This window comes from Rhizobium sp. M1 (assembly GCF_002531805.1).
In the GTDB taxonomy this organism is placed as follows: Bacteria; Pseudomonadota; Alphaproteobacteria; order Rhizobiales; family Rhizobiaceae; genus Rhizobium; species Rhizobium etli_C.
Genome location: NZ_NWSW01000058.1, coordinates 1 through 20,297, shown reverse-complemented (window position 1 = coordinate 20,297; position 20,297 = coordinate 1). Strand labels below are relative to the sequence as shown.

Below are 20,297 nucleotides of genomic sequence, written 5' to 3'. Positions count from 1 at the left end.
CGGCCAGTCCGGTGCCGATCATGATCGCCGCCATGACATCGTTGAACGAATAGCTGGCAAGATTGCTGGAGGGCAGCGGCGAGAAATTCTTGTCCCAGTCCGGATTGGCCGGCAGCTTCGAGACGAGGCTGGCGCCCATGACGAGGCCTTCCAGCGCCGTCTGCACCGAATGGCGGTAGCCCCAGACCTCCTTGCCGCCGGGGGCGCTCAGGCGCGATGTCAGGCGCTCCAGATTCCCGGCGAGATCGCCGATCCCGATTTCTCCGGCGCCGACCTTGTCGAGCAGCGGGCCGAGAAGCGCCTTGACGTCAGCCTTGAACTGATCACGAACCTCAGCGCTGTCTCCCCCGTAAAACTGATTGGCCATCGCCTGGATGGTCGGGTTGAACAGATGGGTGATATTGTTGGGCACGGTGCTGCCGAATTCGGAAGCGGCAACCTTCTTCAAGCCCTCCAGGTCGATCTTCAGATCGGGAAACAGGCTGCCGCCGAGCCCGAGCGATTGGTCGGAATCCACAACCGGCAGGATGGAGCCGAGCCCCTTGAGCTCCCGCTCGGTCTTGTCGCCGGCCAGACCCATCCGGATCAGGCCATCGAGCGCGGTCGTCGGATCCGAGATCGTCGGCAGCACGTTCTTATCGAAGAACTCGGCATAAGTCTTGTCGGCGATCGCCGAGCGCTGCTTTACGAAATCGTCGGGAAGCACCATGGAATAGAAGCCGAGCGCGGAATTATATTCCTTCAGGATCGTGGCGGTATCCTTGCCGGCTTTGAGCCCGTCGTTGAGGATGCCGCCATTGACGATGTCGCGTTCGAAGGCATCCTCGACCTTGCCGCGCAGGTCTTTCATTTTCTCATCGCGCGTGATCGTGTCGTTGATGATCTCGGAGGCATCCTTGTTGGTATCGGCCGGCGCGACGCGATAACCGGAAAAGATCAGCTTAAAGGCCTTCAGCGCCTTCTCGGTCATCAGCGAGTTGACGTCGGGATCCGAGCCGAGAATGGAAATCGACTTGTCGAGATCCTTCAGAATCTCCTGATCGTTGTAGATGCCGCGCTGGTTGTCGCCGAGGCTGTCCTTGTATTTGCCGAAGGTCGCCTTGGTCTGAAGCAGATCGAGATACATGATCAGCTTCTGCTCGGCGGTGTAATTCTGCGGGTTCTTGACGACGTCGATGCTTTCGAAGGACTTGTCCTTGTCCTTCAGCCCCTCCATGAAGCCCTGATTGATCTCGCTCATGAAGTCGGACTTGAACAGCAGATCGATCACCGGCTGGATCGGCGCGGTCGGGCTGGAATCCGTATTCGATGTACCGGCGAGCGAAACGAATTTCGGGCTGGTCGCTGGCATCGATGCGGACGTAAAAATCGTCAGGCCCGTCGTCGCCCCGTCGGAAGCAAACGGCGATGTCTTCTTGACCGTGGCGCTCGTGGTCTTGCCCTGGTCTGCGGAAATTTCGGACTTCGTATTGGAATCGGCATTTAGCCGGAGAAATGAAACCGTGTCGGTATCCGAAGATGCTGGTGCGATCGAAGACATGCGTTCCCTTTGATTTTCTTGTCCGCTTTTCACGGATGACGCCGTTTACCTTACGTTAGGCATAAAAACGACCTTTGCGGGATAATGCAAGTCCGGCAGCGACATTGCGGTTGCAAAAAAGTCCGGCCACCTGACGCGAGGGGAGATCGACGACGAAAAGAATCGCGGCTCTCCCTCATCGGAGAAACCGGGAGGATCGCATTTTACTCGAGCTCTGAGAGGCGGCTTCCCCGGCTTTGCCGGGACGGCATGCCGCCAAATGCTTTTACCAGACGAACGACGGATCCGGCCCGAACTCGAGATGCACGGACTCGCCCATGTAGCGCTCCAGCTTCTCGTTCAGCTGCTTTTCCATCTTGTCGAGTTTCTTGACGCCGTTGGCCATATCCCACAGGCCAAGCGCCAGCCCGACGCCGGAAGCGATGAGGCCGGTGACCAGCCCGGCCGCAGCCAGCCCCGCCTTCGCAGCGTTGCTGAAGATGGTCACCACTTCGGGCGCCACGGTGCCGAGGCCGGAGAAGGCGCGGGACATCGCATTGGTCAGATAGAGCATCGCTTCGGAGAAGCCGATCAGCGCATTGGCGGTGCCGGCGACACCGCCGATGACTTCGAGCGCGCCCTTGGCGCGGTCGCCGGCCTTCATCGACCGCGATGCGGAGTAGAAGCTGAGGCCGGCCATGGCGAGGCCGCCGGCCGCGCCGAGTATCTTCCCCGCCGCTTCCATCGTCTTGGGCGAGAAGCTCATGGAGATGCCCTTGCCCCAGCTGCCCGGCTCATTGCCGAAAACGCTGAACGGTTTGCCGGCAACGTCGAGATTCTTGCCGAGCCCCTCCATCGTCATGCCGACGATCTGCGTCGCCGAGGCGACCGCAGCCGCGATATCGGTGGACGTCCACTTGCCGCCCACACCGAGGCCGCGCGCCACGAGCACGCTCGACATCGTCAGCATCTGCACGGCGTGCACCAGACCGGCCTTGTAGACCTCGGCGTCGATGCCGGCCGGTGTGCGGGTCTGGCGCGGCAGATCGAGCGAATCCTTGAAGGAGACGAGCGCGTCGTCGAGCTTCATGCCGCCGCGCACCAGGCGAAGTACGCCATCGACATTGCGGGCGATGTCCTGCGCCAGATTCTGTTTCACCGTTTCGCTCCCTGCAGGCGCATTTGCGCTGAGGAAGTCCTGGGCGAACTTGTCGGCGAGCTGGCTGATGGCCTCGTTCGTCGCACCGGGCACGAAAGCATCGTCGGAGCCCGACAGCAGCGGCCCGAGATCGCCCCCCTGCCCGTCGCCGATATATTTCTCCTTGATGATGTTGGAGAAGGTGACGTTGGCGGCGCCGATATGTTCGTCGATATAATCCTGCGGCAGGAGATCGACGAGCGTGTTGAGCTCGGAATAATAATCCTTCAAGGCATCGTCGAAGCTCTTGCCGGCGGCAAGCGCCCTGTCGATCGCCTTGCCGCCGGCGATGTCGATCAGATAGGCGTCCTCGATGTTGGTCAGCAGATCGGAATTCTCAGGGCGCTGCAGATATTCCTTCATGCCGCTTGCGAAGGTGTCAGAGAGATATTGCTGGGTGGCGGGGTCGGCAGTCAGCTTTTCGATCCGTGCATCGAGGTCTTTGCCGACGCGCTCGCCGTCGGGAACGCTGTCGCCATACTGGTTCATATAGCCATTGAACTGCTGCTTGATTTCGATGAGGTCGTAGAGCAGCGTCGCCTTCTGCTCCGGCGTCAGCTGGTCGAGATGATCCATATTGTCGGGCGCGACAAAATCCCGGTTCACGTCTTTCACGGCGTCGCCGAGAATGCCGTATTTGAGTTCGTCGAGCTTCTTCAGCGTCGGTTCGTAGGCCGTCGACGGCGCATAACCGCGCAGCACCTTGCTCTCCAGGATGTCGTTGTCGTCGATCGGGCGCTCCACGACGGGCTCGGTGACCTCCACGCCCATGGCGCGGGCCGTCTTCTTCAGGCTGGATGTCAGATATTCGCTGTCGATATAGGGCAAGTCGAGACTTTGGATGGTCTTGCTCCAGCCATTGTCCTTGGTGCCGAACATGCGCTCGGCGATCCAGGCGTCGCCGCCGCTGCCGGCGAAGAAGCGTCCGTCGCCTGAGCCGTTGGCGGCAATTCCCTTGCCGGCCAGTCCGGTGCCGATCATGATCGCCGCCATGACGTCGTTGAACGAATAGCTGGCAAGATTGCTCGACGGCAGCGGCGAGACGTTCTTGTCCCATTCCGGATTGGCCGGCAGCTTCGAGACGAGGCTGGCGCCCATGACGAGGCCTTCCAGCGCCGTCTGCACCGAATGGCGGTAGCCCCAGACCTCCTTGCCGCCGGGGGCGCTCAGGCGCGATGTCAGGCGCTCCAGATTCCCGGCGAGATCGCCGATCCCGATTTCTCCGGCGCCGACCTTGTCGAGCAGCGGGCCGAGAAGCGCCTTGACATCGGCCTTGAACTGATCACGAACCTCGGCGCTGTCTCCCCCGTAAAACTGATTGGCCATCGCCTGGATGGTCGGATTGAACAGGTGGGTGATATTGTTGGGAACCGTGCTGCCGAATTCGGAAGCCGCCACCTTCTTCAGGCCGTCCAGATCGATCTTCAGATCGGCAACCGAGCCGGTTTCGCTCCTGTCTGCCCCCGCATCGGCCAGTATCGCAGAGCCGCTTTTGGCCGGCGTGGATTGCACGAAGATCGACGGACCGTCGCCGGTCGGAGCGATCTTGCGTATGTCGCTGACGTCGATGGTTTTCGCCGATGCCGAACGGCTGGTCGCGTCCTTCTGGCCAAGGTCCACGACCAAAGCCTCAACCTCTCCCGATCCACTGCCGACGCGTTCCACCATTTTTCATCACTCCCGATCAAAGGCTCCGCACGCAGCGGAGAACCGGACGCTTCGTTAGGTCAGAAGTTTTTCAGTTATGTGACAAGGGATCGGCTTGTCGGGAGGACTGCAACCGGTCCTGGCGCCGCCGTCTTCCTGCGTCATTTCGCGCACCGGCGCGGCAATCGGCCATGAAAAACGCAAGGGTCAAGATCCAAAAGCTACTCGTTTTCCAATGACTTGATCATATCCGACAGAATGTCGGTTCGTGTCGCAATCCTGCGCGCTCGCGCGACCTCGTCTTCGAGACGATCGGCGCGCCGTTCAGCGGCTGCAACCGCTTCCTCCAGCGCCCTGCCCCTGTCCTGGGCTTCCGCTTCCATCGCCCGCAGCTTCGACTGTTTTTGAACGATCGCGTGCACTTCCGCACCGGACACGAATTTGCCGGCAGCCAGGTTCTGGCCGATCGACGCCTGATCCACCCGCGCCTGCACCGCTTCGAATTCGGCGCCTTCCCGTTTTCGTTCCTCGGCCAGACGTGCGATCGCGCCGCGTGCTTCCGCCAGCTGCCAGGAAAGATTCTCGGCCCGCAGGTTGCGGATTTTCCGTAGCTGTTCGAGGGGGGACTTCTTGGGCATGCGGCGGATTCAGGTGCCGTTTCCCACCGTTATCACTTCGATCTGGCCGCCCTTGAAGACCCGAATTTCCTTCGTCGCCTGCCGGCTCAGGACATCCTCGACGGCTTTCACGAAGATCTGCGGGCCACGCACGAGCACGAGCCCGCTGCCTTGATCCTCGCGAACGGCATCCGCGGGAAGCAACGGAAACAAGGCGTGAATGGCGCTTTCCATCGTCTTCCAGCTCCGGCCCTTCCGCTCGAAGATCACCGTCGCCACCTCCTGCTTCGGTGCGATGATGACCCGGCTGCCGTCGAAGGCGACGAAGAGATTGCTGGCATCTCCGAGCTTTGCGAAGGCCTCGACACCATTCTCCTTTACCGACCAGTTCTGCACCGTGCCGCTCAGCTTGCCGACCGTCGTCACCGGAATTCCGGACATGAAGGAAAGCGTTTCGACAACATCGGCAAGCGGCTGCGAGACGACATTCAAACGGAGTTCGCGCTGATTGGCCTCAGCGGAGGCCGATCCAACCAGGACCAAACCGATCAAGACACCGGCAGCTATACGCCCGACCATTTCGCCATACCTTTCGATCTCTATCGAGCCCGGGGGGATAACATGCCTGACGGCGCTAAGAAAGATCCACGACGACTATCTTAATATAAGGTTAAACATGATAGTAAATCATGGGACGTCGATTCTGAACATGAGTTACGATCAAGTATCGACTCCTATCCAAAATGCGAATTACATGTCCAGATTGCGCATTAACGAATTTTTCACGTACATATTGAAATTTATATTTGTCCGTATAAGTTCTCCTCGCCAATCCATGAAGGAGATAGATTTATGGCAACTTCCACTTCCACGTTGGACGCGGGCGTCAGCTCCGCGATTTCCAGCTTCAAGGCCGCCCAGAACGAAGCAACCGAGCAGAGCCTGAAGGTTGCAACCGAGATCACCAAGATCAACGGCGTTGCCAACGCCATCAAGAAGATCGGCCCGGGCTGATCCAATGCAAAGGCGAGGCAGCGCAAGCTGCCTCGCTTCTTTTTTCTGGACGGCTTCCAAAGCCCATCTGAACCGGTTTCCAAAGAGCATGCGCGCGGATTTGTATTCATTGCCGTCGAAATTCGGGAAGGGCGCCGAAAGCAGGGGTTCACGACAGGAAGCAATGCGGCTTGCGACTCCGGCATTGCGCGTCAACAAAGGCGGCCGCACCTCTTCCCTGCCTCTGGAGCCGGGAACCCATGTCGTTGGCGGTGGCCCCGGATGCGACCTCGTCATTGTCGGCGCCTCTTCCGAACCGGCTTTCTCTCTTTTGCTGACTAAAAAATCCGACCGCGTTTCCGCCTCGATCAGCGCTTTACGGGACGATATCATCGTCGCCGACCGGCTCCTGAAGCCAGAGGAGACGGTTCCGCTTCGTACCGGGCAGACGATCCGATTCGATGGAACCGAATGCCGGGTGGACGGACTGACGCAACCTTTGCGGCGCGGCCGACGCAAAATGGTTGCAGCCGGGCTGTTGATTCTGGCAGCACTTCTGCTTTTGGCCGGCTTTCGCAACGACGAAACATCCGGCAATGCCGTGGTTGCCGTGAAAACGGCGGCGACGGCGGAGAGCCGACCGACCGCCGAAGCGATTGCCGAAGAACTTCGCCAGGCGATTCGGCTTGCGCAATTGCCTGAGAACATGACGGTGGCGCCGCTTGCGACGGAGATCCGTGTCGGGGAGAATTCGTCTCTTTTGAGCTTTGACGACAGAGCGAAGCTTCACGATATCATCGATGCCTTGAACCGGCGCAGTCCGGTTCCGATCGTCGACAGGAGCAGCCTCTCCTCCGGGCTTGAAGGATTTGTTGCCGCCGCAGGCTACGAACCGTTCAGGTTCATCGTCGGCGCGGACGGCCATCGCTATCAGGAAGGCGATACCGTGGCGAGCGGCTGGCAGATCGACAAAATCAGCCCCGGCGAACTCACCGTCTCGCGCAATGGCGAGACCGACACGATCGACTTCAACTTCCCCGCGGGCGACCTAAATCTGCGGCTGGCGAAAAGCGCCGACGCGGAAGGCAACTGATCATGAACATGGTCTCGCCGTCCCTCGCCATGCTTGCGCGCCGCACGGACATCCTTTTTGCGGTGTTTTTCGCCGTCGTCGTGGCGATGATGGTCATACCTTTGCCGACGATCATGTTGGACGCGCTGATCGCCTTCAACCTTGCCTTCGCCTTCGTCGTCCTGATCACGACGATCTATCTGAAGAACGTCCTTGAGATCTCGACCTTTCCAGCCGTTATCCTGATCGGCACGATCTTCCGGCTGGCGCTGACGATATCCTCCACCCGGCTGGTGCTCGCCGACGGCCATGCCGGTGAAATCATCCAGGCCTTCGGCTCGTTCGTCGTCGCCGGCAATCTCGTCGTGGGGCTTGTCATCTTCCTGATCGTTGCGCTCGTCCAGTTCATCGTCGTGACGAAGGGCGCCGAGCGTATTGCCGAAGTCGGCGCACGATTTACGCTGGATGCGATGCCGGGCAAGCAGCTTGCCATCGACAGCGACCTCCGCAATGGCCACGTCACGACGGAAATGGCGCAGAAACGACGCGCCCGGCTTGAGCGGGAAAGCCAGTTTTTCGGGGCGATGGACGGCGCGATGCGCTTCATCAAGGGCGATGCGATCGCCGGGCTGGTGATCGTCGCGGTCAATCTGATCGGCGGCCTGACGATCGGCATTTTCCAGAGGGGCCTGAGCTTTTCCGAAGCCGCCCACCTCTATTCGCTGCTCTCCATCGGCGATGGCCTCGTCTCGCAGATCCCGTCCATGTTGATGGCGATTGCCGCCGGCACCGTGGTCACACGCGTCAGCGATGACGACAATGGCAGCCTCGGCACCGATATCGGCCGCCAGCTATCCAACGAGCCGCGCGCGCTTGCGATCGCGGCTGCGATGACGATTGCAGTCGGCTTCGTTCCCGGATTTCCTTCGGCCGTTCTGTGGCCGATCGGCCTGGCTCTCGCCGCGATCGCCTTTTTCGTTACGCGGCGGAAAAATGGGGCGGCGGCGACGGACCGCTCGGAAACGACAACAGATGCCGGCGCTCAAGCGCTCGACCGGGCAAAATATGGCGATCCTGTTATCGCCACGCTTTCCTCCGCCACCCTCGAACGTCTGGAAGCGGGCGGCCTCGGCGCACTCCTCGAAGGACAGATCCGGGTCGCCGCGCGTGCGGTCGGCGTTGCCGTGACCGTGCCGACATTCAATGCCGATCCTCGCATGGGCGACGATCTCATCCATGTCCAGATTGAAAATGTTCCGGCCGGACTGATCCAGTGCGGCGATGACCGGCCGCTCGAGCGGATTGCCGACGATCTCGTCCGTATCGTCCGCCGGCACATCGGCTCGCTGTTCAGCGTCGATGATGCCACGCAATGGCTCTCGAGCCTTGAACCCCGGCTTGGCAAGCTCGCGAGCGACGTGCGGGATCAGGTGTCGCCCATGCTGATGGTCGCGGTCGCTCGCCGCCTGCTCGATTCCGGCGTTACGCTCTCGCAGCCGAGAGGTCTATTGGAAGTCATGCTGCATGCCGGGCTGGATCAGGATCCGGATTCGCTGGCGGAAAAGGCACGCTGGGCGCTGTCGCGCCAGATCGCCTTCGGCCTTCTCGACCGGCGCGGCATATTGCCGGTGCTCTCGTCGGCCCCGGAATGGGAACGGCTCGTCCGGAGCTACAACGGGACGGATGACGCAAGTGGGAAGATGGAGATCAGCGAAAGATTGCGGCTGCTTGCCGAGCAAACCCGCCAGGCTCTGGCCGATGCAAACGAACGCGGTTTCGATCCGGTCATTCTCGCGGCCGACGACCTGCGTCTTATCACCCAGGCGCTGATGATTCGGCACAATTGCCGCATTCCGGTGTTGGCAGCGGAAGAAATCGACCCGGATATCACCTGCGAAGTCGTCGGCGCCGTCCAGCCGGCTGAAACCGGGCTTCCGTCAACACGACATTTCGAAACCAACTCCATCAGCGGAAAACGCTGACCGAGCTGGTCAATTGCCGGATTGGCTACCGCGAGGCCGGACCGCAAACCGCAAAACTGCAAAACGAATGACGCAATGCAATCGATGGGGAGGAATGCAATGTATGGTGTGGATGGACAAAGGCCGTTAGACTTCGACAGAACCTCCCGCTTCGATGTTGACTCCGGTTGCCACGGAAGTGGAAACAAGATCGATACCGATTCCAACCGCGCCTCTGTTCCGGATTTCTTCGGCGGCCAGACCCGCAAGGCATCGCCCTTCGACGAGGTCTCTGGCAATCCGCCGATGCTGACATCCTATGTGCCGAAGACGAAGAACACGTCCGAAGGCAGCGCAGATTCCGAATTGAAGGATGTCCTGCGCAAGCTGATCAACTGGCTGTCGGATTCCAGGAAGACCGACAGTGCCGACGGCACGTCGTCGACGGGCGAGACGCAGGGCAACAAGACCGAAAACGGTTCTGAAAAACAGCTGCTGGCAATGGTGCTGGTGTTGCTGGTCCTCGACATGCAGGGCAGGAATTCTCCCGGCACCAGGGAAACCGGCTCGACGCTCGACAGTCTCGCCGACAATCTCGAAAAGAGCGCCGCCGGCTCGAACATGGATCCGGGCCTGCTGTCTCTCCTGAAAGAGATTCTCGCCATGCTGACCGGCAAATCCGATGCCGGTCGCTCGCAGAGCGAAACCAAATCGCTGATCGACAAGCTGTTCGACAACAATGCAGCGACGGCCGAGATGGATCCGTCGCTCGTTTCGATCCTGAAGGAGCTGCTGACCCTTCTGCTCTCTGGGAAGGACGAGGGCAAGTCCGGTTCGACCGACAGGGTAGCGGACGGCAGCCGGAACGAGGCGACCGATAGAAACCGGTCGGATTCGTCGCTCGAGGACATGCTCGCCGATCTTCTCGGCAACAGCCCGGCGACTGCAAATCTCGACCCCGAACTTCGGTCGCTTGTCGATGAACTGATCACCAGTCTGCTCGGGGTCTCCCCCGATACCTCGTCCAAAACGGGCAAGAGCGGCGACAGGGGAATCGACACGCGCCAGACACGGACGGTTTCGCCCGAACATTCCTCCACCACGAAGGTCGCTCCGTCGAGCGACGGCGAGAAAAAGACGACGGCAACGTCCACCCAAAAGTCCGACCTGTCGGATAAGGGAAATGTCATCACCGTCAACGAGCCGATCGTCGTCGATGGCGGCGTATTCGACGGGAAAGGTGCAACCTATACGGCATCGTCGAAGCTCGGCGACGGCGGCCAATCCGAAAGCCAGTCGCCGGTCTTCATCCTCAAGAACGGCGCCACGCTCAAAAACGTCGATCTCGGCGAGAACGGTGCCGACGGCATTCACGTCTATGGCGGCGCGACGCTGGAGAACGTCAACTGGCAAAATGTCGGCGAGGACGCGCTGACGGTCAAAAGCGCCGGCGACGTCACGATCATCGGCGGTTCGGCCAAGGGCGCGACCGACAAGATATTCCAGATCAATGCCGATACGCATTTCTATCTGAAGGACTTCGCCGCCGATGGTTTCACCACGCTGGTGCGCACCAATGGCGGCAAGCAGATCGATGCCGATGTCATCATCGACGGCGGTTCCTTCACCAACGGCACCAATCTCTTCCGGACGGACAGTTCCCTTGCAAGCGTCAGTTTCCAATCGGACATCGCGCTCGACAATGTGAGGAACTGGACGCGCGTGGGGGACAAGCAATCGGGCGTCTGACGACGCCCGTCCCATAACACACGCGGTTTCGTTATTTCCCGCCGGGCCCCTGCTTGCGCGGCGGCCCGTTGCGCATTTCCGCGCCGATCTGCCGGCGAGCCGATTTCACATGCGGATCGCCCTGCGTATCCTTGTATTCGCGGCGCGCCTCGGTCTTGGTCATGCGATGCTCATGCTTGAAGAGAGCCCGCGAGATCCGGATATCGAAGAAGGCCGCGAGCAGCATCACCGCCGATGCGATGACGAGGATGGTGGCGAGGAGGTGAACCGCGGTCGAGAGGGAACAGGTCTCGCCGCAGAGCGGCGCCCAGAAGATGCCGTTGAGGAAATAGAGGATGGCGCCGCCGCCGGCCGCCCCCAGAATCAGGAACTTGACGATGCCTTTGCCGAATTCCGCCAGGCTCGGCAGGGAAAACAGCTTCTTTATGCCGTCGACCGGATTGAGCCGGGTGAAGTCGAACTGCATGTTCTTCATCGACACGGGAAACCCCTGGGCGTCGATGATCGAGGCTGCGATCGTCACGACGAGACCGAGCAGCAGCGGCAGCCAGATGAGGTCGAGGAGCGCCATGCCGGCCTGCTTCAAAGCTTCAGACGCAGTCTCCGCGACGTCGAGCCGGCTTCCCGCCTGCAGGCTGAAATCGAAACTGCGGGAAAGATCCTTGAGAATATCGCCCATTCCCCATGTCACGTAAGCGGCGACGGCCAGCACGGAAATTGCGACCGGAATCTCCTTCGATCGCGGCACTTGGCCTTCTCGCCGCAGCCGGTCGAGCTTGACGCGGCTCGGCGGAAGGCTCTTCTCTTCCGTCTCGTCATTTTTTGCCATCGCTGACCTCGAAAAAGGACTTCACCTCTTCGAAGCCGCTGGTCCACAGCTCGTGGACATAGCTCGAGATGAACGCGGTATAGACGACGAGGATGACCACGACGGCAAAATTCTTGATCGTCGGCAGGCTGTCGTTCAGCGGAAACTGCTTGGCCGACCGGCCGACGAAGGCGAGCGACAGTTCCAGCGCGCAGATGACGATGACGAAGGGCGCCGCCAGGACGGCGCCGTTGCGGAACAGCCTGGTGAAGATATCGATGATGGTGCCGAGCGGAACGCCGGGAAATTGCGGCACGAGCTTGAACAACGGCCACAGCTCGAACGACCGGTAGAAGATCGCCACGAGATCGATGATGCCGCCGGCACTGACGAACATGATGAGCGCGATCGACATCAGCAGCGAGCCGAGCGGCGCGGTTTCCAGCGCATTGATCTGGTCGAACAGATTGGCGGCGTTGGCGCCGCGATAAACGTCCGTCATGTCGCCCGCCGCCTGGGCTGCCCAGAAGGGAATGCCGAGCGCCATGCCGACCAGCGCGCCGAAGCACAATTCCTTGATGGCGAGCGCGGCGAGGTCGAAGTAGGATGTGTCGCCCAGCGCAAGCACCGAATAGGCAAAGGCCACGGAGGGCGCCGAAAGGCCGATCGCGAGACCGAAGCGCAGGATCCCGACGATGCTGAACAGCGAAAAGATCGGGAAAATCATCAATATGCCGAGTGCCCGCGCACCGCCGAGCATAGCGGCGGCAGGCGCGGCGACTTCGAAACTGACGAGCGGAATGTGCTCCAGCGCCATCCCCTCCTTACTGAACCATGGTCGGGAAATCGTTCAGGATGTGGATGGAATGTTCGATCAGCGGCGTGGCCAGCACGCGGCCGAAAAGCAGCAGGGCAATCGAAATCACGAAGATCTTGACGATCTGCGCAATCGTCTGTTCCTGGATCTGCGTCGCCGCCTGGAAGATGGCGATGACGAGGCCGAGAACGGCGGCGAGCCCAAGCAATGGCCCGGCCAGCGCGAAGGTGGCCATAACAGACATGCCGATCTCGGCGGCGACCTGATCCTCACCCATCGTCACGCCCCCGGGCGGCCGGCTTTCTCGCGAACTGGCGACGGTCAGTTCGCATAGGAGAGCACCAGCCCTTCCAGCAGACGGCGCCAGCCGTCGATCGAGACGAACAGCAAAAGCTTGATCGGGGTCGATACGACAGTGGGCGACATCATCTGCATGCCGAGTGCGACGAGGATTGCCGAGACGGCGAAATCGATCATCAGGAACGGCAGATAAATGAGAAAGCCGATTTCGAAAGCGCGGGTCAGCTCCGAGACGAGAAAGCTCGGCGTCAGGACCGTGACGTCGTCGGGCGCGATCGGGGTCGCCGGCGCGTTGGCCCAGATCTTCTGCGAGGCCTGGACGAAGAAATTCCGGACCTCCTCGTCGGAGAATTTCAGCATGAATTCCTTGAGCGGCGCGCCGACCTTGACCATGCCTTCGGCCATGCCGCCGATGGTGCCGAAATCGGCGCCGTGGAGGACGAGAAGCTGCCATGAACTCTGCAGGACGGGGTTCATGACGAAGGCCGAAAGCACGATCGCAATGGCGAAGACCAGCAGGTTGGGCGGGGTCTGCTGGATGCCGATCGCATTGCGGACGATCAGCAGCACGACCGAAATCTTCGTGAAGGACGTGGCCACCACGGCAATGACCGGCAGAGCCGAGATCGCCGCCATGGCCGCGAGGCTTTGGGCAAGAGGAAAGCTCTGTTCCATCAGTCGTGCAATGCCGTGACGCGAACGGCGCTCAGCCCGTCCACCGAGATGATTTCGCCACGCCCGATGATCCTGCCGTGGGCGACGATCTCGACGGCATTCGACATCGGCCGGTCGAGGGCGAAGACATGCCCCTCGCCGATCGTTTCGAGTTCGCGCAGCGGCAGTTCGATCCGGCCGGCATCGAAGACCAGCTTGACCGGGATGTCGTCGATGGCCGAGGGGCGAGGTTCGCCCTGCAATTGCCCGTCCACGGTCTCGTTCGTCATGAAATGCCTCATTGGTCCGTTTGGCGATGCCAGCAGCGGCGAGGACAGGACCACGCCTTTTTCCGATCGCGTGCATGCTGCGAGATAGCGTTCGGCGGTGACGGCAACGATGGTTTCGCCGGCAGCCGGATCGATGACGATGCCGTCGCCCGTCCGCAGGCTCCTCAGCTCCCGCACCGACAAGACCGCATAGCCGCGGCGCAGGCACACCGGAGCGGTCAGGTCGGGCATCGTCCGGCGTGGCAAAAGGCTTGCCCATTGCGCCAGCCGGGCGAGATGTTCGCCATCGAAACGGCCGCAAAGCGGAATGGTGATGCCGTTCCAGCCGAGTTCGAAACCGAAATTGCCGGCAAATGTCGGCTCCGGCGCTGCGCCGATTTCGGTCAGCGATATCGGCGCGCCGGCCTTGTCTTCGACGGTCTCGAAGACGTCGGCCAGCAACTGCTCCAAGGCGGCCGCCCTGGCGGCGGGAGGCAGTTTTTCCCAGGCGAGCAGCGGCTCCAGCCTTTCGGCGAGCAATTGAACCGTGGCCGCCGGCGCGATCAGGAGGATTTGGCGGCCGGCGACGGCAGCGCGGATCTGCACCGGTTCGCCGATCCTGCCCGCCGCGATATCGGCAGCCAGCGGCCGAATGGTGATCGACCCGCCGCGAAAGGGAAACTTCCAGGGTTCGCGGGCCGGCAGGGAGGAACGCGAAAGAGATCGGGGCGCGGCCGAGATGCTGTTTTGAGGAGGCACGAACATGTTCATCGGGCAAGCTCCTCAAGTTCTGCGACGATGTCCTGGAAGGGCAGCTCTTGCTGGCCGCCGTAGAGAAAACGGTTGATCCGGTCACGCTTGCCGACCGCTTCGTCGACGGCCGCATCACGCCCCTCGCGATACTCCCCGACGCGGATCAGCAGCTCCACTTCATCGTAGAGCGCGAGCAGCGAGCGCAGCTTCTCGGCAGCCTTGCGATGACCGAGGTTGACCACCGCATTCATGGTACGGCTGCGGCTGGCAAGAACGTCGATCGCCGGGAAGTGCCCGGCCCGCGCGATCTTGTCGGAGAGAACGATATGACCGTCCAGCAGCGAGCGGGTTTCCTCGGCGATCGGGTCTTCCTGCTCCTCGCCTTCGACCAGCACCGTGTAGAAGGCCGTCATCGTGCCGGCCGCACTGTTGCCAGAGCGCTCGAAGATCTGCGGCAGCGCGGAAAAGACGGAGGGCGGAAATCCCCGCCGCACCGGCGGTTCGCCCGCCGCCAGGCCGACCTCGCGCAGCGCACGCGCCATGCGCGTGATACTGTCGACGACGAGCAGGACGCGCTTTCCCCGATCCCGGAAATATTCTGCGACCGCGGTCGCCGTCAGCACGGCCTTGAAGCGCTCGAGCGCCGGCCGATCCGAGGTCGCGACCACAAGAACCACGTTCGACGGCGCGCCCTCGGGCATCACGCCGGCAACGAATTCCCCCACTTCGCGGCCGCGCTCGCCGACGAGCGCGCAGACCACGACATCGGCGTCACTATTGGCGATCACCGCAGAAACGAGTGTCGATTTACCGGCGCCCGGCGGACCGAAAATACCGACCCTCTGGCCTTCGCCGCAGGTCAGCAGGCCGTCGATCGCGGCAATCCCGGCCTTGAAGAGCCGGTTGACGGGACGGCGAGACAGCGTATCGGCCGGACGGCCGTAAAGCGGTTGCATGACGCGACCGTCATCGGAGGAAGCATTGGACGATTTGCGGATGACGTTGCCATGCGCGTCGATGATCGCTCCAAGAAGGAAGTCGCCGGCGGCAATGGCAGGCTCGCGCCCCGTTGGCACCACTTCGGTGCGCACCGAAATGCCGCGCGTCTCGCCGTGCAGGGACAGGAGCGCCGTCTCGCCGTCGATGCCGACCACGTCGGCAAGGCCGATCCGGCCTTTTCCCGGCTCGCGCAATTCGCACAATTCGCCGATCTTTACGGCAGGAACGGCGGCGCGCACGATCAGGCCCGAAACATTCGTCACGCGCCCGCTCTGGCGTCGCGTATCCAACTGCTCCAGCGCCCGCTCCATTCTGACAAGTGCATCAACCATGCCGGAATGCCTCGATCATTGCCGAGATCTGGTCGGCAAGGCCGATATGCGATCGTCCCGATGCCGTTTCCATGATGATTTCCCGCGACGCCAACAACGGATCGATCTTGAGCGAAATCCGCTCGTCGAGCCCGGCAATGGCTTGGCGAACGGCATGTTCGTCCTCCGGCGGCACGTGAATGGTGATCGACCGGCTTTCCGTTTCCTGCGAGATGGCCTGACGGATCATCCTGGCTGTCTGTTCATTGGCGTCCATCGAACCCAGGATCATGCCGAGCGATTTGAGCACGATGGTCTCGATCGAACCTTCGAGATCGGAAAGCTCGCTTTCCGCCTTGCCGAGAACCGCTGACAGCCGCTCGGCGGCATCGCGAATGCCTTGGGTAAAGCCGCCGTCATAGCCTTCCCGCCATGCGTGCTGCCGCGTCGCCTCGAGCTCCGTTTCGGCCTTTGCCGCCGCCTGCCGGGCGGCATTCAATATGTCGGCCGCTTCCGCGACTTGCCCGAATTGTTCGGCCGGTATGATGCGCCCGTTTTGAGAGACGAATGTCATCTTGCCTCCCCCTGAAAGAGCTCGCCGTGCCGGACGACTGCCGACGCAATGGCGACGGCTGCGCTCGCGACCAGGGAAAGGGAACCGCTTCCTGCCCTTCGACTCCACCCGCGCCAGTTTCGAGCCAGGCCCTGCTCGGCCGCCCACAGATCGAGGATGACCCATCCGTCGGCTTCGACGAGCTGCCTCAGTTCCTCGCCCGACACGTCGAGCGAACCGGCTGCGATGGGCGAAAGATGAGCATAGGACAGGGCGATGGAAAGAGGCAACTTACCGAAGAGCGCCGTCAGCGCATCCATCGCACCGCGGTCGATGACCGCGCCCATAGCCGGGAGATGATAGATCAGGCCCGCCGTCACCGCCGCCCGGTGCCGCTGACTGTCGGTCATCCCGATAAGCAGCCGGGCATCCATCTCCAGCATTGCGGGATCACCGCTGCTTTCGGCGAGGGATGCAAAAAGCCGCTTCTCGAGGCGCGGCGGCATCCGGCCGCGCGAAGCTGCATCGAATTCGGGCGGCCATGCTTCGCAGACGCTGAGGTCGGCGCAGGCCAGGGCGGCCCGTCGGAGCTTCGCATCCGCCAGGATGACGTTTCCCTCGATCCTGGGGGCACGCATTCAGCTTTCCTTCCGCTGCGGCAGCAGGAGGAGAAGGCAGGCGGCGATGGCAAGCAGGATCGATCCGGCGACCATCAGGTTATGCCCCTTCAAAAACGATGTGATGCTTGCAACCGCGGGACCCGGCACCGCCGGCGACGCGACGGCGGGGCTCTTTTCCGCAGCCGTGGGGACACCGACTTCAGACCAGGGGCTGGCAACGACCGACACATCCTCGTAGGAGAGACCCCTGACGCTGTTGACCAGCATCGAGCGGCTCTTCATGTCGATATCCGACAGGTTGGCGCCCGGGCGATATTGCAGGAGGGCAGCGGCCCTCGCCTTTTCCTTGATCAGCCCTCTGCCGTTTTCCTCGGGCAGCACGACGTGGACGCGTGCCGATGCCACGCCGTCGAGCGCCGAAAGCGTCTCGGCAAGCTGTTGCTCGACAGCATAGGTCATGCGGGCTTTTTGTTCATAGGGCGTCACCAGGAAGCCATCGCCTGGAAACAGCTCGGCGACATTGCTGTGCTGCTGCCGCGGCAGCCCCGCATCGGAAAGCAGTTCGATTGCCCGCGCATGGTCACCGGAATCGACCGAAAGCGTGAAGGCGCCTCCCTTTTCGCTCTTCGTCGCCACGGCAATGCCTGCCCGTTCGAGAAGCACCTGGGCATCGAAAGCATCGCGCTGATCGAGGCCCGAAACGACATCCTCACTGCAGGCGGACAGAAGAAGGCATAGGACAAGGAGGCAAGCGCCGGAGAACGTCGTGGGTGCAAGCCGGCGCGCCTGCTGGAAAAGCGATGTAGCCATGATCTCTATTGTCCTTGCGTCAGTCGCTTGGAAGACGACATCACCGACTGGGTGAGCGAGGACATGAGAGCAGTGCCGGTCGCAAACTGCTGCGACTTTTCCAGCCTGTCCATCGCATCGGTAATTTTTTCCGTCGAAGGATGTGTTTCTCCAGCATCCCTCGAGAGCGAGGCAAATTTCACCAAGGGCGCTTCAGGCGTCGCATTCGGCGCGCCCGGCATGAAAAACGACGTCAGGCGGTCGAGGAATGACGCGGGTTTGGTATCGCCTGCCGGCATGAGGAATGTCGGAATGGCCTCGGCTTCCGGCGTGATCTTGCGGGTCCTGATATCCGGCAGGGATGCGAGTTCGACGCTCGGAATGTTGCCGGCGGCCGGTTGGGCAATCCGCTCGGCTATGGTTTCTGTCGTCTTCAGCAGATTTCCGGTTGGGGCGGCATCAACGGGAAGCGCAAATGCCCGGCCGGACCACTCTTCTCCACTCATCGGCAATTCCTACTCAATACAAACCGATTGCAAATGACGAAAGGGGGAGCGCCTACTCGCTGTCGCCCTCATCGATCGCTTCCTTGGCGAAATTGAAGATCGAATTGTTCAGCATCATTGTGTTGGAGATCATGCTCGGAAGGAACGCTTCGACTGCAGCGCTCAAGATTTCCTGTTCGCTGTTGGGATCGACCTTCTTTGTGCTGCTAGGAGTCGAGGAGGGGACAGTACCCGTGGCCGAGGTATCGGCGGGCGTCGACAGCACGGTAGGCGTACCAGGATTCACTGCATCCACTGCCACGAGGCATCTCCTTCAAAGCCTTATCGAGATATATAGGCGGATTGATATTTGCGAAATCCGGGAGCGTCAATCTGTTAATGTTAAAATGTGGTTAATCTGCCGTCGACCACAGCAAAGATCATGTAGATAGGCGCCGATAGTCCATTTTGCGAAAAGGATATCCAGATTGCGCAGCCTAATTATAGGCGGATCCAGCAATATATACATAAATGACCTTTGTTGGTCACGATAGGGATCATCTGCCATCCTGAGAAAACCCAAGCGTTTCCGCCGATTGCGTCAAAGCCCGATCTGTTTTGAAAACACCCGGTTCACCCTTTCAGGAGGAGGCGGTTCATGCATCCACGGCCTTTACGGATCGATTACCCGTAGTATCTAGATAGGAAAGCAACCGAAGGTAGGCCGGTCGACTTCTGCTCCATGGCAGCGGACAGCAGGACCGTCCTGCAGCTTGACGTGCTCGATATATGGCATCCAGCCTGGGAAACCCGATGGCCCGAATTGCTGAACTGAACCGGAAAAGTATCGCCGTGAGCGGCACCGATCCAGATGAACTCGCGGCCCTGCTCTCCACTCCGGCGTCACCGATCATCGTCCAGCCACTCAATGGACAAATCGAATATTCATGCAATTTCGTCGAGACCGGTCCGCTTTCGTTCAGCCTGTGCTCCTACAAGGGGAATCTCCGGTGCGAGCGGCAGGCGGAAAGCGACAAGATCCTGATATTTCTGCCGTCGGCAGGCGCGATGAGTATCTACAGCGACGGAAGTGAAGTCATTTCGGCGCAAGGACGGGGAACGATCACCGATGGCAGGTGTCATGCCGGTGTGCACATATCCGGTCCCCGGCAGCATTTGACAATGATCGTCAGAAAGCAGGAGCTTGTCCAGCGGCTGTCCGATATGCTCGAAAGGCCGATCGGACACGAGCTCGATTTCCATCCCGAGATCGACTTGACCCGGGGGGCCGGCTGGATGCTGAAATCGCTGGCCGAAACGGGTTTTGCTGGATTGACCGGCGACGAAGCCCTTTCGAACTCGCCGCTTGCGCTGCGTGGTCTGTCGGAGACGATAAACGGCCTGCTGCTTGAAGGCTTCCCGCATCGGTTTCTGGCCGAACTGATGCAGCCGGCGCCCCTCGCAGCGCCGCGGCATGTCGACAGGGCGATCGACTATATGCGGGCCCACCTTCACCAGCCGATTACCATCGAAGAGATCGCAGCCGCCGCCAATGTCGGCATACGCACATTGCAGTTGAGTTTCCGGCAGTGGCGCATGACGACGCCGATGACCTATCTTCATCAACTCAGGATGACCCAGGCCCATCAGGATTTGCTGGCGCAGCCACCAGGCTCGTCGGTCGCCGAGATCGCCCGCAAATGGGGCTTCAGCCACCTGGGACGCTTCGCTATCGATTACAAGCGCCAGTTCGGCGAATCACCATCCGAGACGCTTCGAAGATAACAACAGCCCAATGGTTCAAGCTAAGGCGCTGCGGCCATATCGCTACTGGGCGCGCCATCCCTGCGGACTGACTGATCAGCAAAACCACGCTTCCCTCCGCCGGATTCGAAACGCAGGAATTTTTCCACGAACTCTTTGTAGTTCAACGTCTCTGTATTCGGCATCGCATACCACGGCCCGTTCAGGCTTTCAGATCGAATTTGTTGGTCGCGGCGGCGTAAGCAGGCAGAAGTTTTGCCTAGGTTTCGTCGAACGGAACCGGCAACGCATTCTGGAAGCGGCAAAGCGGCGTGGCGTTAAACAGGGAATAATCAGCGGCGGCAGCTCCAGGCCACGTTGCTGGCGGAGCCGGCATGCGGCTAGCAGTTCGACCGGGAAGAACCACAATTCTTCTTCGT

Annotated in this window: 21 protein-coding genes and 1 pseudogene; 6 read left to right on the top strand and 16 right to left on the bottom strand. The window is 60.9% G+C overall.

Annotated elements, in window-relative coordinates; all coding sequences use genetic code 11:
• Positions 1-1,270: pseudogene (locus CO655_RS31360) on the bottom strand (hypothetical protein); the annotation flags it as partial.
• On the opposite strand from CO655_RS31360, the gene CO655_RS34605 reads away from it, so the two are divergent.
• The gene (locus CO655_RS34605) at positions 1,251-1,553 is read left to right on the top strand and encodes a hypothetical protein (protein WP_245423987.1); all 303 of its coding nucleotides are present in this window, start codon (positions 1,251-1,253) and stop codon (positions 1,551-1,553) included. The pseudogene CO655_RS31360 and the gene CO655_RS34605 overlap by 20 nt on opposite strands.
• A 252-nt stretch (positions 1,554-1,805) precedes the next feature.
• Here CO655_RS34605 and CO655_RS31355 read toward each other — a convergent pair whose 3' ends face one another.
• From CO655_RS31355 to CO655_RS31345, 3 genes are all read right to left on the bottom strand, one after another.
• The gene (locus tag CO655_RS31355) at positions 1,806-4,385 is read right to left on the bottom strand and encodes a hypothetical protein (RefSeq protein ID WP_097667836.1); all 2,580 of its coding nucleotides are present in this window, start codon (positions 4,383-4,385) and stop codon (positions 1,806-1,808) included.
• Positions 4,386-4,585: 200 nt separating this feature from the next.
• Complete coding sequence (locus CO655_RS31350; protein WP_097607165.1) at positions 4,586-5,002, bottom strand: hypothetical protein; 417 nt, start codon at positions 5,000-5,002, stop codon at positions 4,586-4,588.
• Between the two features lie 9 nt (positions 5,003-5,011).
• Positions 5,012-5,560 (bottom strand): hypothetical protein, encoded by a 549-nt coding sequence (locus CO655_RS31345; RefSeq protein ID WP_097607166.1) that lies wholly within the window; start codon positions 5,558-5,560, stop codon positions 5,012-5,014.
• Positions 5,561-5,833: 273 nt separating this feature from the next.
• Here CO655_RS31345 and CO655_RS34095 point away from each other — a divergent pair, with 273 nt between their 5' ends.
• From CO655_RS34095 to CO655_RS34600, 4 genes are all read left to right on the top strand, one after another.
• Positions 5,834-5,995 carry a hypothetical protein gene (locus tag CO655_RS34095; RefSeq protein WP_170965006.1) on the top strand — a complete coding sequence of 54 codons (162 nt, stop codon included), beginning with the start codon at positions 5,834-5,836 and terminating at the stop codon, positions 5,993-5,995.
• Positions 5,996-6,158: 163 nt separating this feature from the next.
• Positions 6,159-7,067: a hypothetical protein gene (locus tag CO655_RS31340; protein ID WP_097667835.1), complete on the top strand. Its 909-nt coding sequence runs from the start codon at positions 6,159-6,161 to the stop codon at positions 7,065-7,067.
• Between the two features lie 2 nt (positions 7,068-7,069).
• Positions 7,070-9,028 (top strand): flagellar biosynthesis protein FlhA, encoded by a 1,959-nt coding sequence (locus CO655_RS31335; protein ID WP_097667834.1) that lies wholly within the window; start codon positions 7,070-7,072, stop codon positions 9,026-9,028.
• Between the two features lie 99 nt (positions 9,029-9,127).
• Positions 9,128-10,756 carry a pectate lyase gene (locus tag CO655_RS34600; protein WP_245423985.1) on the top strand — a complete coding sequence of 543 codons (1,629 nt, stop codon included), beginning with the start codon at positions 9,128-9,130 and terminating at the stop codon, positions 10,754-10,756.
• Positions 10,757-10,787: 31 nt separating this feature from the next.
• On the opposite strand, the gene CO655_RS31325 is transcribed toward CO655_RS34600, so the two are convergent.
• Genes CO655_RS31325 through CO655_RS31275 form a run of 11 tightly spaced genes read right to left on the bottom strand, consistent with a single transcriptional unit; the run spans position 10,788 to position 18,400 of the window.
• Positions 10,788-11,585 carry an EscU/YscU/HrcU family type III secretion system export apparatus switch protein gene (locus CO655_RS31325; protein ID WP_097667833.1) on the bottom strand — a complete coding sequence of 266 codons (798 nt, stop codon included), beginning with the start codon at positions 11,583-11,585 and terminating at the stop codon, positions 10,788-10,790.
• Positions 11,572-12,381 (bottom strand): flagellar biosynthetic protein FliR, encoded by an 810-nt coding sequence (locus CO655_RS31320; RefSeq protein ID WP_097667832.1) that lies wholly within the window; start codon positions 12,379-12,381, stop codon positions 11,572-11,574. Before CO655_RS31320 ends, CO655_RS31325 begins: the two co-directional genes overlap by 14 nt.
• Positions 12,382-12,388: 7 nt before the next feature.
• Positions 12,389-12,658 carry a flagellar biosynthetic protein FliQ gene (locus CO655_RS31315; RefSeq protein ID WP_097607171.1) on the bottom strand — a complete coding sequence of 90 codons (270 nt, stop codon included), beginning with the start codon at positions 12,656-12,658 and terminating at the stop codon, positions 12,389-12,391.
• 44 nt (positions 12,659-12,702) lie between these two features.
• Positions 12,703-13,356, bottom strand: coding sequence for a type III secretion system export apparatus subunit SctR (sctR, locus tag CO655_RS31310; RefSeq protein WP_097607172.1), 654 nt, complete (start codon positions 13,354-13,356; stop codon positions 12,703-12,705).
• A complete protein-coding gene (gene sctQ / locus CO655_RS31305) occupies positions 13,356-14,375 on the bottom strand; it encodes a type III secretion system cytoplasmic ring protein SctQ (protein ID WP_097667831.1) in 1,020 nt (339 codons plus the stop codon). Before sctQ ends, sctR begins: the two co-directional genes overlap by 1 nt.
• A complete protein-coding gene (locus CO655_RS31300) occupies positions 14,372-15,688 on the bottom strand; it encodes a FliI/YscN family ATPase (protein ID WP_097607174.1) in 1,317 nt (438 codons plus the stop codon). Before CO655_RS31300 ends, sctQ begins: the two co-directional genes overlap by 4 nt.
• Positions 15,681-16,241 (bottom strand): type III secretion system stator protein SctL, encoded by a 561-nt coding sequence (sctL, locus tag CO655_RS31295; RefSeq protein ID WP_097607175.1) that lies wholly within the window; start codon positions 16,239-16,241, stop codon positions 15,681-15,683. Before sctL ends, CO655_RS31300 begins: the two co-directional genes overlap by 8 nt.
• A complete protein-coding gene (locus CO655_RS31290) occupies positions 16,238-16,858 on the bottom strand; it encodes a hypothetical protein (RefSeq protein ID WP_097667830.1) in 621 nt (206 codons plus the stop codon). The genes sctL and CO655_RS31290 overlap by 4 nt, the downstream gene beginning before the upstream one ends.
• Positions 16,859-17,650 (bottom strand): type III secretion inner membrane ring lipoprotein SctJ, encoded by a 792-nt coding sequence (gene sctJ, locus CO655_RS31285; RefSeq protein ID WP_097607177.1) that lies wholly within the window; start codon positions 17,648-17,650, stop codon positions 16,859-16,861. It abuts the gene before it with no gap.
• Positions 17,651-17,655: 5 nt separating this feature from the next.
• Positions 17,656-18,135, bottom strand: a complete 480-nt coding sequence (locus CO655_RS31280; RefSeq protein ID WP_097607178.1) for a hypothetical protein — start codon at positions 18,133-18,135, stop codon at positions 17,656-17,658.
• Between the two features lie 52 nt (positions 18,136-18,187).
• The gene (locus CO655_RS31275) at positions 18,188-18,400 is read right to left on the bottom strand and encodes a hypothetical protein (protein WP_348627719.1); all 213 of its coding nucleotides are present in this window, start codon (positions 18,398-18,400) and stop codon (positions 18,188-18,190) included.
• 527 nt (positions 18,401-18,927) lie between these two features.
• On the opposite strand from CO655_RS31275, the gene CO655_RS31270 reads away from it, so the two are divergent.
• Positions 18,928-19,899, top strand: coding sequence for an AraC family transcriptional regulator (locus CO655_RS31270; RefSeq protein ID WP_097607180.1), 972 nt, complete (start codon positions 18,928-18,930; stop codon positions 19,897-19,899).
• 189 nt (positions 19,900-20,088) lie between these two features.
• Here the strand turns inward: CO655_RS31270 and CO655_RS34185 are convergent.
• The coding region (locus tag CO655_RS34185) for a hypothetical protein (protein ID WP_210201038.1) at positions 20,089-20,297 on the bottom strand (209 nt) is incomplete at its 5' end.

Coding starts and splice junctions, on each gene's coding strand:
- sctR (WP_097607172.1), bottom strand. CDS start 13,356: ATGGAACAGAGCTTTCCTCTTGCCCAAAGCCTCGCGGCCATGGCGGCG.
- CO655_RS31315 (WP_097607171.1), bottom strand. CDS start 12,658: ATGGGTGAGGATCAGGTCGCCGCCGAGATCGGCATGTCTGTTATGGCC.
- sctL (WP_097607175.1), bottom strand. CDS start 16,241: ATGACATTCGTCTCTCAAAACGGGCGCATCATACCGGCCGAACAATTC.
- sctJ (WP_097607177.1), bottom strand. CDS start 17,650: ATGGCTACATCGCTTTTCCAGCAGGCGCGCCGGCTTGCACCCACGACG.
- CO655_RS31300 (WP_097607174.1), bottom strand. CDS start 15,688: ATGGTTGATGCACTTGTCAGAATGGAGCGGGCGCTGGAGCAGTTGGAT.
- CO655_RS31355 (WP_097667836.1), bottom strand. CDS start 4,385: ATGGTGGAACGCGTCGGCAGTGGATCGGGAGAGGTTGAGGCTTTGGTC.
- CO655_RS31340 (WP_097667835.1), top strand. CDS start 6,159: ATGCGGCTTGCGACTCCGGCATTGCGCGTCAACAAAGGCGGCCGCACC.
- CO655_RS31290 (WP_097667830.1), bottom strand. CDS start 16,858: ATGCGTGCCCCCAGGATCGAGGGAAACGTCATCCTGGCGGATGCGAAG.
- CO655_RS31320 (WP_097667832.1), bottom strand. CDS start 12,381: ATGGCGCTGGAGCACATTCCGCTCGTCAGTTTCGAAGTCGCCGCGCCT.
- CO655_RS31345 (WP_097607166.1), bottom strand. CDS start 5,560: ATGGTCGGGCGTATAGCTGCCGGTGTCTTGATCGGTTTGGTCCTGGTT.
- sctQ (WP_097667831.1), bottom strand. CDS start 14,375: ATGAACATGTTCGTGCCTCCTCAAAACAGCATCTCGGCCGCGCCCCGA.
- CO655_RS31325 (WP_097667833.1), bottom strand. CDS start 11,585: ATGGCAAAAAATGACGAGACGGAAGAGAAGAGCCTTCCGCCGAGCCGC.
- CO655_RS31335 (WP_097667834.1), top strand. CDS start 7,070: ATGAACATGGTCTCGCCGTCCCTCGCCATGCTTGCGCGCCGCACGGAC.
- CO655_RS34095 (WP_170965006.1), top strand. CDS start 5,834: ATGGCAACTTCCACTTCCACGTTGGACGCGGGCGTCAGCTCCGCGATT.
- CO655_RS31270 (WP_097607180.1), top strand. CDS start 18,928: ATGGCCCGAATTGCTGAACTGAACCGGAAAAGTATCGCCGTGAGCGGC.
- CO655_RS34600 (WP_245423985.1), top strand. CDS start 9,128: ATGTATGGTGTGGATGGACAAAGGCCGTTAGACTTCGACAGAACCTCC.
- CO655_RS31280 (WP_097607178.1), bottom strand. CDS start 18,135: ATGAGTGGAGAAGAGTGGTCCGGCCGGGCATTTGCGCTTCCCGTTGAT.
- CO655_RS31350 (WP_097607165.1), bottom strand. CDS start 5,002: ATGCCCAAGAAGTCCCCCCTCGAACAGCTACGGAAAATCCGCAACCTG.